Here is a 12,989-nt window from a genome sequence, read left to right on the forward strand (position 1 = left end):
TAGGCATCTGTTTTACATATTCTCAATCTAAATAAAAAAGCGATGATTATTCATAATCATCGCTTTTTTATTGGCTAAGTTTCACGTGGAACGTCTTGTTGCGTGGTTAATTTTCCACAAAATCGCTGACTTGAATTAAGGCGTGGCCAAAGAGATATCCCGCAGTGACCAGCACACTAATCCAAAGTAAAGCACCCAGGATGTTATAGATCACAAAATGGGTGTAATTCATGTTACTTGAACCTGCAGCCAAAGGTGCAAATGAGCGTGCAAAAGGAATAAAACGAGCCAGTAAAATGGTTTTGCCGCCGTGTTTCAAGAAGAACACATTGGTCTTTTGTAGATATTCCTGCTTAATAAAGCGTGATTTCACGTTGAATATACGATCACCAAAATGTCGACCGATATGATAGTTCACCATATAGCCCAGTGCTGCTGCAAAAAATAGGAGACTGATCATATAGCCAAGATGCATGATTTCAACGACAGAGCACAAAGCGCCTACGGTGAGTAATAGACTGTCACCTGGTAAAAAAAACATAAACACAAATGCGGTTTCTGAAAAAATAATCAGAAAAAGGATGGCATAAATCCATAAACCGTACTCTTGAACCAAGACTGGCAGAATATGTTCAAAATTAAAAAGAAAATCTAAAGAATTCATTCAGTTTGTATGATCCAAAATAGAGTACTCACCAAATTAAAGTACAAAAATGTGAATTGAATTTAACCCTCAGGATTCATTCATCAGTTATAAATTTACCACTGTGGGGCTGAGTATATCGAGCCTGACACTAAAGCTCAATTTTCTGAGAAAGTTCCACTTTTCACCTTATCCTAAATTCTCGACAAATTCATGACATTTTTAATGATATTCATAGTGTTTTTAAGTATCCAAAGCATCTTTTAAGGCCATCAATGGGATGATCCTGTTGAAACAAATGACCTTAAAAGCAGTGATTCATATAGCTCAAAATACATCGCTGTATGAATCACACGGCGGTTTAATCTGCAAATGAGCTTTCCAGCTCTTCCAGTTCCATCATCAACTCTAAAAGCTGTTCTTCATGCTGTTCTAATTTGGCTTTCAGTTCAGTTTGTTCGTTCATGAGCTTGATCAAATCATCTTTGCGGTTGGCTTCATACAAGGCGCTATCCGCTAAAGCATTTTCAATCTCGGTTAAACGTGGCTGAACTTTTTCAATCTGAACTTCGACTTTTTCGATGTTTTTTCGAATTGGTCGGGTCATTTCACGGCGCCGAGCCGCTTCTTTACGTTGGGCTTCTTTGTCTACTTTTAATGCGGGCACCTGTGTATTGGTACTTTGTTGCTGTAATGCACTTTGTGCATTGATCTGTTGCTGGCGAGCTTCGCGTAACCATTTGGCATAGTCTTGTAAATCACCCTCAAACTCGCTGCATTTACCGGCATGGACTAACAGTAGGTCATCACAGACACTGGCAATTAATTGGCGTTCATGTGATACCAACACCACAGCGCCTTCAAAGTCTTGTAGTGCCATGGTCAGCGCAAGGCGCATATCCAAGTCTAAATGGTTGGTTGGTTCGTCCAGAATCAAGACATTTGGACGTTGCCATACGATCAATGCCAAGGCTAAACGGGCGCGCTCACCCCCAGAGAAGCTCTCACATGGCGTATCCATACGCTCACCACTAAAGCCAAACCCGCCTAAAAAGGCGCGTAATGCTGCCTCACTGATCTGCTTGTCAGCAATACGCGCCAATTGCAACATTGGGCTGGCATGGGCATCGAGAGCATCCATTTGATGCTGCGCAAAATAACCAATATTGAGGAGTTCAGAGGCTTTACGTTCGCCGGAAAGCAGGGGTAAATCACCGACCAAGGCCTTAATTAGGGTGGATTTACCGGCACCATTCATTCCCAGTAAACCGATTCGGGAACTTGGAGTAATTTGCAGGCGAATTTTCTCGGCAATCATCTTATCGCCGTAGCCAATGGTTGCTGCCTCTAAGCTCAACAATGGCGAACTCATTTTAGTCGGTTCACGGAAGCTAAAAGTAAATGGGGTATCAACGTGCGCAGGCGCCAGTTGCTGCATCCGTTCCAACTGTTTAATCCGGCTTTGTGCTTGACGGGCTTTGGTGGCTTTGGCCTTAAAGCGGTCAATAAACTTCTGTAGATGGGCTCGGGTTTCTTGCTGTTTTTCAAAAGCCTGTTGTTGTTGTGCTAAACGTTCACTACGGGTCGTTTCAAAAGTAGAATAATTGCCTGTATATAAGGTGAGTTCTTGGTTTTCGATATGCAGAATATGATCGGTAATCGCATCCAAGAAATCTCGGTCATGTGAAATCAGGACCAGTGTACCTTCATAAGCTTTGAGCCAGTCTTCTAACCACAAGATCGCATCCAAGTCCAAGTGGTTGGTTGGCTCATCCAGTAACAACAAGTCCGAACGGCTCATCAGGGTACGCGCCAAGTTCAAGCGCATGCGCCATCCACCAGAAAAACTTGCGACATTTAAACGGAGCTGATGATCAAGGAAACCAAGACCCGCCATGAGTTGTGCAGCTTTGGCAGGCGCAGCATAGCCATGAATCTCATCAAAACGACCATGCAGTTGAGCCAAATCATCATTACTCAGTTGATCAGGATGCGCTAATTTTTCTTGAATATCCCAATATTCTTCGTCACCAGACAGAACAAAATCAAGTGCTGGCATTTCCAGCGCTTTGATTTCCTGTGCCATATGCGCCACAGTCCAGACCGCGGGGCGGGTCAGATTACCTTCATCTGCAACCAAATCTCCTAAAAAGGCAGCAAATAAGGTGGATTTACCTGCACCATTGACGCCTGTAAGACCAATTTTCCAGCCTGGATGAAGCTGCATCGATGCTTTTTGAAATAGAACACGCCCACCGCGGCGTAATGAAACTTGGTCAAACTGGATCATGAGCATGCAAAATAGCGAATAGATAGCTGCATTTTAAGGTGATCGCCCATGAATGCAAATTTTTATATTGAAGATCAAGTTGTTCGAATTGAATTGATCAGCTTATCGAAAAGTAGAGTAATAACTCTATTTTTGTGACTTAAATCAGATTAATATTTAAATTATATGAAAAATAAGCAACATGATTAAAAGAGAACAACGGGGTTTAAGGATGAACAAGGGTGTTTTTGCATTGGGGGCAATGCTGGTTTTGGGGACATGCACAGACGTACAGGCGGTAAACAAGATATGTGTTTTTGATCTGCTGGGGAAGTCTGGAGAAGCCTACAAAGCCATGGAGGAGTGGTCATTGGCTGCGAAAGCATGGCATGGTGATACCTTACTGATCAGCTATCAGAATGAAGCACTGGCGGAAAATGATTTTGAGCAGGGTAAATGTGATGGCGTGTATATGACTTCAATGCGCGCCCGCCGTTATAACAAGTTTGCAGGCTCGATTGATGCCATTGGTGCCGTACCTAGCTATGCCATTGCGCAGAAGGCAATAAGTTTTGCTTTGGACAAGCGTAATCAGCGCCGTTTGATCAGTACTGTTGATCAAGAAAGCTATGAGGTTGCGGGTATTTCGCAAATCGGATTGGCTTATATTTTTGTTAAAGATAAGAAAATGAATACCATTGAGCAAATCAAAGGTAAAAAATTTGCTGTTCTCGGTTATGACGAAGCGCAAAAGATCGTAGTTAAAAGTCTGGGAGGACAGGCTGTACTTTCAGATATCTCAGATATTGCTAAAAAGTTTAACAATGGGCAGGCAGATATCATGGCAGCACCCGCCTATGCGTACAAGCCTTTAGAGTTGTATAAGGGGCTGGGCAATGAAGGGGCGATTATTACCTTTCCTGCAGTGAATATGACCATGGACTTGATTATCCGTTCTGATAAGTTCTCGAATGCTTTTGGGCAGAATTCTCGGACATGGTTTCTGAGTCGGTTGAATACCAATTTTAATCTGATTCAACGAATTGAAGCTGAATTACCTGCCAAATATAAAATCAATCTCAGCAATGAAGATAAAACCCGTTATCAGCAAATATTAAGAGAAGCACGTATGGGGCTGACCAAACGGGGTATTTATGATGCCACCATGATGAGTGTGCTGAAGCGTGCGCGTTGTACTGTGGATCGGACCAATTTTGAATGTACGCTCGGCGGGGAATAAATACGGCTTCGGGAGGATGAAACAGGCATTTCAATGGAGCTCGGCTTGCATCAAAGAAACTGTGATGGATTTTATTAAAATGCTGCAAAACCCGATGTATGTAGATAAAAGCGCTATGCTTTTGGTCAAAATCTGATTATATTGAATACGCACTGATGGAAAATTGTGCAGAATAGAAAAGGGAAAACAAGATGAAAAAGGGACTTTGGGCATACGGGGCGATGGCTCTATGTGTCATGGCGACTTCTGTTCAGGCAAAACAAGAAATTTGTGTTTTTGATTTATTGGGGAAGGCTGGGGAGTCTTATAAACTGATCGAAGAATGGAAGCTAGCCTCTAAAACTTGGCAGGGGGACGTCGAGCTCATTCCCTATCAAGATGAAGCAAAAGCAGAGCAAGATTTCGATGCAGGCAAATGTGATGCGGACTACATGACCTCAATGCGTGCACGTAAATATAATAAATTTGCAGGTTCTGTCGATGCTGTTGGGGCTGTGACCAGTAATGCGATTGCGCAAAAAGCAATTAGCTATGTGCTGGACAAGCGTAACCAGCACCGTTTAACCGCAACTGTGAATGGAGATAAATTCGAAGTCGCGGGTATTATTCAGGTCGGGTTGGCTTATATCTTTGTACGAGATAAAAAGATCGATACCATTGAAAAAGCCAAAGGTAAAAAATTTGCTTATTTACATTATGACCAAGCCCAAAAAGCCATTGTGGAAAGTATTGATCTGGTGGCTGTACCCTCAGATATTTCAGATTTTGTAAAAAAATTTAATAGCGGGCAGGTTGATGTGATCGCGGCACCTGCTTATGCCTATAAGCCTTTGGAAATCAGCAAAGGTTTAGCCAATGGTGCATTATTTAATTTTCCTGTGGTCAATATCACAGGCGACTTGATTATTCGTCCTGCGAAATTCCCAAGTGGGTTTGGTGCACAATCTCGACAATGGTTTGTCAACAAGCTGCCAAGTAACTTTGCTATGGTGCAACGTTTAGAGGCAGGAATGAATGCCAAAAAGATTACCTTGACCAATGAAGATAAGACCCGTTACCAAAAAATGTTACGGGACGGACGTATGAATTTAACCAAGCAAGGCGTGTACGATGCGAGTATGATGAATGTACTGAAACGTGCCCGTTGTACGGTTGAACGAACCAACTTTGAGTGTACTTTGAGTGGCGAATAAAAAAGGAGAACAGTGGGCCAGATATAAAACGATACATAAATTGAGGCAGATATAACAAAATTGCCTAAGAAAATAATAGAAATAGATAAAACAGGGTGAAAAATAAACAATATGGTCATAAAAATAGAGTAGAAGCTCTATTTTTTTTCAAGAAACATGATTAATATTTGTTTCGAACAAGGAGACAAACATAAAGTTTGTGAAAGGATGAAAAATATGAAAAAAATTGCACTTGCTCTTGCAGCAACTTCGATCTTAGGTGTATCTGCTTCTACTCAAGCAGCAATTGATGTGTGTGTATTCGACTTATTAGGAAAGTCAGGTGAATCATACAAAATGATGCAAGACTGGGCACTCGCAGCAAAAGGCTGGGGCGCTGATGTCAACCTACTTGCAATTACGGATGAACAGGTTGCAGACAATAACTTTAAAGCGGGTAAATGTGCTGCTGTTGCGATGACAGCAATGCGTGCCCGCCCATATAACAAATTTGCAGGTTCAGTAGATTCATTGGGCGGTGCGCCAAGCAATGAAGTTGCACAGCGTGCAATTACTTATGTACTGGATGCGCGTAACGCAGCAAAAATGACCACAAATTTAGGTGGCAACAAATATGAAGTTGCAGGTATCGCGCCTTTAGGTGCTGCTTACATTTTCGTACGTGACAAGAGCATTAACTCAATTGAAAAGGCAGCGGGTAAAAAGTTTGCAGTATTGGGCTATGACGATGCACAAAAAATCATGGTACAACGCGTAGGCGCCCAAGCAGTACTTTCTGATATTTCTAACTTTGCTGCGAAATTTAACAACGGCCAGGTGGATATGGTCGGTGCACCTGCTTATGCCTATAAACCATTAGAATTAAGCAAAGGTTTAGGTTCAAATGGTGCGATGTTTAACTTCCCTGTTCTCCAAGTCACTGCGGATCTTGTGATTCGTCCAGAGAAATTCCCAGCTGGTTTTGGCCAAAAATCTCGTGATTATTTTGTGAAACAGCTTCCAAAAGCTTTCGCAATGATCAAGCGTTATGAAGCTGAAATTCCAGCGAAATATAAAATGAACTTGACTGCTGAAGATAACCTGAAATATCAAAAACTGTTACGTGATGGTCGTATGGACTTAACCAAACGTGGTGTTTACGATGCAGGCATGATGTCTGTATTGAAGAAAGCGCGTTGTTCAGTAGATAAAGCAAACTTTGAATGTGCGTTACCTGGTGAATAATCAGTAATTGCAATAGAGTGTACTTAAAGCCTAGATTCATCTAGGCTTTTTGTTTTTTTGTAGATGTCATTTAAGCCATTGTCTTGTGTGCTAAAGAGCAGGATCATAATTCAATATAACAATCCAAATGAAATCGTGAGATTTAAAAATATGTTTTAATCAGGATGATTGGACGTAACTGTATAAAAACATATATTCATTTGAAACCCAGATCAGGATATCGCTTAATTTTTTAATTTTGGGTGTGATGCAACAACAATCACATAGATGCAAAGGAAAAAATAACATGCAATGGTTTAAAACATTATTCGTCGCTACAGGGATTGCTGCGGCATCTGCGAGTGCTCAGGCCAAACAAACAATTTGTGTATTTGATATCGTCGGTAAAAGTGGCGATGTCTATGCATTAATGAAGGATTATCAGCTCGCTGCAAAAACATGGGGCGCCGATATTGAGCTAAAAGTCGGGACCAACGAGGCCGTCATTGCAGAAGATTTTAAAGCAGGTAAATGTGACGGTGTCAGTATTACCGGAATGCGCGGTCGCCAATTTAATCAGTTTACCGGTTCATTGGATGCAATTGGTGCAATTACGGATCTTAAGCTCGCGGTAAAGGTTATGCAGGGTTTAGCCAGCCCAACCTTTGCCAAAGCCATGGTCAATGGGAAATATGAAGTGGTTGGAGTCATCCCTGTAGGGGATGCTTATCTCTTGGTGAATGACCGTAATATCAATACAGTAGCCAAGGCTGCAGGCAAGAAAATCGCCGTACTTGATTATGATGAAGCACAGAAAATTATGGCTGCACAAGTGGGTGCACAAGCAGTGAGCTCAGATATCACTAACTTTGGTGCCAAGTTTAATAATGGACAGGTCGATATTATTGGTGCACCAGCTGCAGCCTTTAAGCCTTTAGAGTTATATAAGGGTTTAGGAAGCAAAGGTGCGATTGTCAACTATCCGATTTTACAAGTAACAGGCAATTTAATTATCCGTCCTGAAAAATTCCCAGAAGGGTTTGGTCAAAAGTCGAGAGAGTGGGTCAAGGCCCAACTGCCACGTGCCTTTGGTATTCTAGGTAAGATGAAAGCTGATATTCCACAAAAATACTGGATGGAAGTACCTGCTGCAGATAAACCAGGCTATCAAAAGTTGATGCGTGAAGCACGGATCAATCTGACAGCAAAAGGAATTTACGACAAGCGCATGATGAAATTGTTATGGCAATTCCGTTGCCGTGAAGATGCCAAGAATTTTGAATGTGGTCTACAAGATGAGAACTATAAATAATCTTGTAAAAAGTGTTTGAGGAGACTTTAAAACTTCAAATACAGACCCGATATTGAGTATGCTATACTACATATCGGGTCTTTTATTTATGAAAGACGTATTGAAGTCTGAGGAATATCCATCATGAACGCCCAAGCTCTAGAATTGTCAGATAGTGCTGCTAACAAAGTTCGCCAACTACGCGAAAGTGAAGGGAATAACGACCTTATGTTGCGTGTTTATGTAACAGGTGGTGGTTGTTCAGGGTTCTCTTATGGCTTTAACTTCGCTGAAAGCGTCAATGAAGATGATGCTGAATTTATGAATGGCGACGTTAAAATGCTGGTTGATTCACTCAGTTATCAATATCTTGTCGGGTCAGTAGTCGATTATTTGGAAGGGCTTGAAGGCTCTCGTTTTGTAGTTCAAAACCCGAATGCGACCACCACTTGTGGTTGTGGTTCATCGTTCTCGATTTAATAGATTTTTGCTGTAAAAAAGCTTCTCCAATTGAGAAGCTTTTTTTATGGCCTTAGACGACTGTAATGGTGCCGAGAATACGGTCACCCGATGCGCCTGTGACAGCAGGTAAGTTACCACTGAGCTGCTCGACGAAACGCATGGCTAACCATGCAAATGCCGTAGCCTCTACCCATGTTGGGGCTAGGCCGAGCGCATCCGTGGTCTGAACAGACCAATTGTGCTTGCGCAAACGCCAACGGAGTTGCTCAAGTAAATGTGAGTTATAGGCACCGCCACCACAGACATAGATTTCCCCTGTCGGCATGCTTTCTTTACTGCGATAAATCGCTTTCTTAATGGCACGTGTGGTCAGTTTCATTAAGGTGGCCTGAACATTTTCGGGGGTATCTTCCAGCTCGTCATAGCCGAGATCATTGCGCCAATCACTCAGCTGTTCATCTAGCCATTCTAGGTTAAAGTCTTCCCGCCCCGTGCTCTTTGGCGGTTCTTTGGCAAAAAACTCATGGCTTTGTAGGCGATCTAATAAAGAGCGAATGGGATTGCCATAGGCTGCCCAGTCACCATTTTCATCATAAGGATGCCCAGTATGGCGATGACACCAAGCATCCATCAAGATATTGGCTGGGCCCGTATCAAAGCCATATACGCCGTCCAGGCTATTGGCCGGCAGCATACTGACATTGGCAATGCCACCTAAATTTAAAAGCACACGGTGAATACTGTCATGTTGAAACAGTGCTTGATGGAATGCGGGAACCAAGGGTGCGCCTTGACCACCTGCCGCCATATCGCGACGACGAAAATCAGAAACTACAGGTAGTTGTGTAATTTCAGTGATGATATTGGGATCACCAATTTGTAAGGTAAAACCATGTTCTGGGCGATGACGAATGGTCTGCCCATGTGATCCAATCGCTTTGATCTGTGCTCGGTCTAAATTATTCTTTTCAATCAGTTGATTGATGCCATGCCCAATCATTTGTGCCAAAGCCACATCAGCTTTGCCCATACGATCAATTTCATTGTCGTCTGGCAGCGTTAATGCCATTAACTCATCACGTAATTCAGGCTCGAAAGGCACAGTCAGCGTGGCATGCAGTGTTAAAGGGTCGAATGAAGTTGCAACAATATCAACACCATCCATGCTCGTGCCTGTCATTACACCAATATAGATTGCGCTCATATACAACTTATCCTGCAAGATGCTGAAAAAATGTTAGTATATCGCACAAATTGAATAACTGATGTGTTTAGGTTTTGTGATGTCAAATTTCTTGCCAGCCGAAGAACAGCTTGCTCTCATTCAACGAGGCACGCACGAGATTATCTCTGAAGAAGATTTATTGAAAAAACTCAAAGAGAATCGTCCACTCCGTGTAAAAGCAGGCTTTGACCCAACGGCTCCTGATTTACACTTAGGACATACGGTTCTAATTAATAAATTAAAAACCTTCCAAGATTTGGGACATGAAGTCACCTTCTTGATTGGTGATTATACGGCCATGATTGGTGACCCGTCTGGGAAAAGCGCAACACGTCCGCCGTTGTCTCGTGAGCAAGTTGAAGCCAACGCGAAAACCTACCAAGAACAAGTTTTTAAAATCTTAGATCCAAATAAAACCAAAGTTCGTTTTAACTCGGAATGGTTTAATCAAAGAACAGCCGCTGATTTAATTCAATTGGCTAGCCAACAAACCGTATCACGTATGTTAGAGCGTGATGACTTTACTAAGCGCTATAACAACCATCAACCGATTGCAATTCATGAGTTCTTGTATCCATTGGTACAAGGCTACGATTCGATTGCACTTGAGGCAGATGTTGAGTTAGGTGGTACAGACCAGACCTTTAACTTGTTAATGGGTCGTACTCTACAAGGTCGTTACGGTCAAGAATCACAAGTCTGCATTACCGTGCCGATTCTTGAAGGTTTAGATGGCGTGAACAAGATGTCTAAATCTTTAGGCAACTATATTGGTGTATTTGACACCCCTGGTGCGATGTATCAAAAAATCTTATCGATGCCAGATAGCTTGATCGAGCGTTACTTTGATTTACTCAGCTTTAAATCATTGGATGAAATCAAAGTTTTACTGGGTGAAATGGCTGCAGGCCGTAACCCACAAGAAATCAAACGTATCTTGGCGCTGGAGTTGGTTGAACGTTTCCATGATGCAGAAGCCGCAGAAAATGCACACAAGAGTGCAGGTAACCGTGTAACTGAAGGTGAAGTACCAGAAGATACCCCAGAAGTAACCATTTCTCGTGGCGAGTTTGGTGGAGAGTTATTTATTGCAACCATTCTTCGCGTGGCAGGTTTAAACCCGAATGCCGCTGCTGCTAAAGACGCCGTGGGTCGTGGTGCGGTTAAAGTCGATTGGAATGTAGTTGATATGAGCTACTCTGTAAAAGAGAATGTCACTTTAATTATTCAATCAGGTAAAAAAGCCATTGCACGTGTGACTTTCACTGATTAAATCGAAAAGAAAATAATAAAAAGCAGGCCATGAGCCTGCTTTTTATACGTAAATAGCTGATAAAAACAACGAAAACACTGATTTTGTAGAAAAAAGAAACATGCAAAAGAAAATAATAAGAAAGGGGGTTGTATTGGGTTGTGAATGCTGTAGAATGCACATCCATCGGCGGTGATGCAGATAAAAACTTGTTGAGAAACAAGGATTTGGCTTAAAGTGGTTAGATTCTTGGGTTGATTGATAAGTTTGCTAAATATCTAAATTACCTGTTGACTTTTAAGAAATTGAGAGTAATATAGCCGACCTAGCTTGATGATGACGAATCATCGAGAAGATCATTAAGAGAATAGAAGAACAACTTGTGTGGATTTTTACTGGTTGATCAATCGAAAATATTTCATTGATTGAAGAGTAGAAATTTCTCGAAGTTTATTTGAGCGAATTTTTAGTCAGAAAATTGATGAGCCAAGATTTGTAGCCATAAGCTACTAATGATTTTAAACTGAAGAGTTTGATCATGGCTCAGATTGAACGCTGGCGGCAGGCTTAACACATGCAAGTCGAGCGGGGAAGGGTAGCTTGCTACCTAACCTAGCGGCGGACGGGTGAGTAATGCTTAGGAATCTGCCATTTAGTGGGGGACAACATTCCGAAAGGAATGCTAATACCGCATACGTCCTACGGGAGAAAGCAGGGGATCTTCGGACCTTGCGCTAAATGATGAGCCTAAGTCGGATTAGCTAGTTGGTGGGGTAAAGGCCTACCAAGGCGACGATCTGTAGCGGGTCTGAGAGGATGATCCGCCACACTGGGACTGAGACACGGCCCAGACTCCTACGGGAGGCAGCAGTGGGGAATATTGGACAATGGGCGAAAGCCTGATCCAGCCATGCCGCGTGTGTGAAGAAGGCCTTTTGGTTGTAAAGCACTTTAAGCGAGGAGGAGGCTACCTAGATTAATACTCTAGGATAGTGGACGTTACTCGCAGAATAAGCACCGGCTAACTCTGTGCCAGCAGCCGCGGTAATACAGAGGGTGCGAGCGTTAATCGGATTTACTGGGCGTAAAGCGTGCGTAGGCGGCTGTTTAAGTCGGATGTGAAATCCCCGAGCTTAACTTGGGAATTGCATTCGATACTGGTCAGCTAGAGTATGGGAGAGGATGGTAGAATTCCAGGTGTAGCGGTGAAATGCGTAGAGATCTGGAGGAATACCGATGGCGAAGGCAGCCATCTGGCCTAATACTGACGCTGAGGTACGAAAGCATGGGGAGCAAACAGGATTAGATACCCTGGTAGTCCATGCCGTAAACGATGTCTACTAGCCGTTGGGGCCTTTGAGGCTTTAGTGGCGCAGCTAACGCGATAAGTAGACCGCCTGGGGAGTACGGTCGCAAGACTAAAACTCAAATGAATTGACGGGGGCCCGCACAAGCGGTGGAGCATGTGGTTTAATTCGATGCAACGCGAAGAACCTTACCTGGTCTTGACATAGTAAGAACTTTCCAGAGATGGATTGGTGCCTTCGGGAACTTACATACAGGTGCTGCATGGCTGTCGTCAGCTCGTGTCGTGAGATGTTGGGTTAAGTCCCGCAACGAGCGCAACCCTTTTCCTTATTTGCCAGCGGGTTAAGCCGGGAACTTTAAGGATACTGCCAGTGACAAACTGGAGGAAGGCGGGGACGACGTCAAGTCATCATGGCCCTTACGACCAGGGCTACACACGTGCTACAATGGTCGGTACAAAGGGTTGCTACCTAGCGATAGGATGCTAATCTCAAAAAGCCGATCGTAGTCCGGATTGGAGTCTGCAACTCGACTCCATGAAGTCGGAATCGCTAGTAATCGCGGATCAGAATGCCGCGGTGAATACGTTCCCGGGCCTTGTACACACCGCCCGTCACACCATGGGAGTTTGTTGCACCAGAAGTAGGTAGTCTAACCGTAAGGAGGACGCTTACCACGGTGTGGCCGATGACTGGGGTGAAGTCGTAACAAGGTAGCCGTAGGGGAACCTGCGGCTGGATCACCTCCTTAACGAAAGATTGGTGACCGGTAAGAATCCACAACAAGTTGTTCTTCGAAGATGTATCTGAGGGTCTGTAGCTCAGTTGGTTAGAGCACACGCTTGATAAGCGTGGGGTCACAAGTTCAAGTCTTGTCAGACCCACCAAATCTGATTGCTGAAGC

At 43.2% G+C, this 12,989-nt stretch carries 9 protein-coding genes, 1 tRNA gene and 1 rRNA gene; 8 read left to right on the plus strand and 3 right to left on the minus strand.

Annotated elements, in window-relative coordinates; all coding sequences use genetic code 11:
- Positions 1–106 precede the first annotated feature (106 nt).
- Together F907_RS17520 and F907_RS17515 are read right to left on the minus strand one after the other, a co-directional pair.
- A complete protein-coding gene (locus F907_RS17520) occupies positions 107–664 on the minus strand; it encodes a VTT domain-containing protein (protein WP_005277648.1) in 558 nt (185 codons plus the stop codon).
- A gap of 340 nt (positions 665–1,004) precedes the next feature.
- Positions 1,005–2,933, minus strand: a complete 1,929-nt coding sequence (locus F907_RS17515) for an ATP-binding cassette domain-containing protein (RefSeq protein WP_016650994.1) — start codon at positions 2,931–2,933, stop codon at positions 1,005–1,007.
- A 211-nt stretch (positions 2,934–3,144) separates the two neighbouring features.
- Between F907_RS17515 and F907_RS17510 the strand changes: the two genes are divergently transcribed.
- The 5 genes from F907_RS17510 (at position 3,145) to erpA (ending at position 8,319) form a co-directional block, all read left to right on the plus strand.
- Complete coding sequence (locus F907_RS17510) at positions 3,145–4,152, plus strand: putative solute-binding protein (RefSeq protein WP_032861604.1); 1,008 nt, start codon at positions 3,145–3,147, stop codon at positions 4,150–4,152.
- A gap of 191 nt (positions 4,153–4,343) precedes the next feature.
- Positions 4,344–5,345: a putative solute-binding protein gene (locus tag F907_RS17505; protein ID WP_016650996.1), complete on the plus strand. Its 1,002-nt coding sequence runs from the start codon at positions 4,344–4,346 to the stop codon at positions 5,343–5,345.
- A 216-nt stretch (positions 5,346–5,561) separates the two neighbouring features.
- Positions 5,562–6,569: a putative solute-binding protein gene (locus tag F907_RS17500; RefSeq protein WP_016650997.1), complete on the plus strand. Its 1,008-nt coding sequence runs from the start codon at positions 5,562–5,564 to the stop codon at positions 6,567–6,569.
- Positions 6,570–6,855: 286 nt separating this feature from the next.
- Positions 6,856–7,860: a putative solute-binding protein gene (locus F907_RS17495; protein ID WP_016650998.1), complete on the plus strand. Its 1,005-nt coding sequence runs from the start codon at positions 6,856–6,858 to the stop codon at positions 7,858–7,860.
- 123 nt (positions 7,861–7,983) lie between these two features.
- Positions 7,984–8,319, plus strand: a complete 336-nt coding sequence (gene erpA, locus F907_RS17490; RefSeq protein WP_005244817.1) for an iron-sulfur cluster insertion protein ErpA — start codon at positions 7,984–7,986, stop codon at positions 8,317–8,319.
- Between the two features lie 52 nt (positions 8,320–8,371).
- On the opposite strand, the gene F907_RS17485 is transcribed toward erpA, so the two are convergent.
- Complete coding sequence (locus F907_RS17485; RefSeq protein WP_005277634.1) at positions 8,372–9,505, minus strand: anhydro-N-acetylmuramic acid kinase; 1,134 nt, start codon at positions 9,503–9,505, stop codon at positions 8,372–8,374.
- A 61-nt stretch (positions 9,506–9,566) separates the two neighbouring features.
- On the opposite strand from F907_RS17485, the gene tyrS reads away from it, so the two are divergent.
- The 3 genes from tyrS to F907_RS17470 all read left to right on the plus strand — a co-directional run bounded on the left by tyrS (position 9,567) and on the right by F907_RS17470 (position 12,972).
- Complete coding sequence (gene tyrS, locus F907_RS17480; protein ID WP_111804942.1) at positions 9,567–10,799, plus strand: tyrosine--tRNA ligase; 1,233 nt, start codon at positions 9,567–9,569, stop codon at positions 10,797–10,799.
- A 499-nt stretch (positions 10,800–11,298) separates the two neighbouring features.
- A 16S ribosomal RNA gene (locus F907_RS17475) occupies positions 11,299–12,836 on the plus strand.
- 59 nt (positions 12,837–12,895) lie between these two features.
- Positions 12,896–12,972: transfer RNA gene (locus tag F907_RS17470), tRNA-Ile, on the plus strand.
- Positions 12,973–12,989: the final 17 nt, after the last annotated feature.

This window comes from Acinetobacter colistiniresistens, assembly GCF_000413935.1.
Lineage (GTDB): Bacteria > Pseudomonadota > Gammaproteobacteria > Pseudomonadales > Moraxellaceae > Acinetobacter > Acinetobacter colistiniresistens.

What these genes read in the sequence shown, in the direction of transcription:
- F907_RS17520 (WP_005277648.1), bottom strand. Translation starts at nt 664, where the DNA reads ATGAATTCTTTAGATTTTCTTTTTAATTTTGAACATATTCTGCCAGTC.
- F907_RS17515 (WP_016650994.1), bottom strand. Translation starts at nt 2,933, where the DNA reads ATGATCCAGTTTGACCAAGTTTCATTACGCCGCGGTGGGCGTGTTCTA.
- F907_RS17510 (WP_032861604.1), top strand. Translation starts at nt 3,145, where the DNA reads ATGAACAAGGGTGTTTTTGCATTGGGGGCAATGCTGGTTTTGGGGACA.
- F907_RS17505 (WP_016650996.1), top strand. Translation starts at nt 4,344, where the DNA reads ATGAAAAAGGGACTTTGGGCATACGGGGCGATGGCTCTATGTGTCATG.
- F907_RS17500 (WP_016650997.1), top strand. Translation starts at nt 5,562, where the DNA reads ATGAAAAAAATTGCACTTGCTCTTGCAGCAACTTCGATCTTAGGTGTA.
- F907_RS17495 (WP_016650998.1), top strand. Translation starts at nt 6,856, where the DNA reads ATGCAATGGTTTAAAACATTATTCGTCGCTACAGGGATTGCTGCGGCA.
- erpA (WP_005244817.1), top strand. Translation starts at nt 7,984, where the DNA reads ATGAACGCCCAAGCTCTAGAATTGTCAGATAGTGCTGCTAACAAAGTT.
- F907_RS17485 (WP_005277634.1), bottom strand. Translation starts at nt 9,505, where the DNA reads ATGAGCGCAATCTATATTGGTGTAATGACAGGCACGAGCATGGATGGT.
- tyrS (WP_111804942.1), top strand. Translation starts at nt 9,567, where the DNA reads ATGTGTTTAGGTTTTGTGATGTCAAATTTCTTGCCAGCCGAAGAACAG.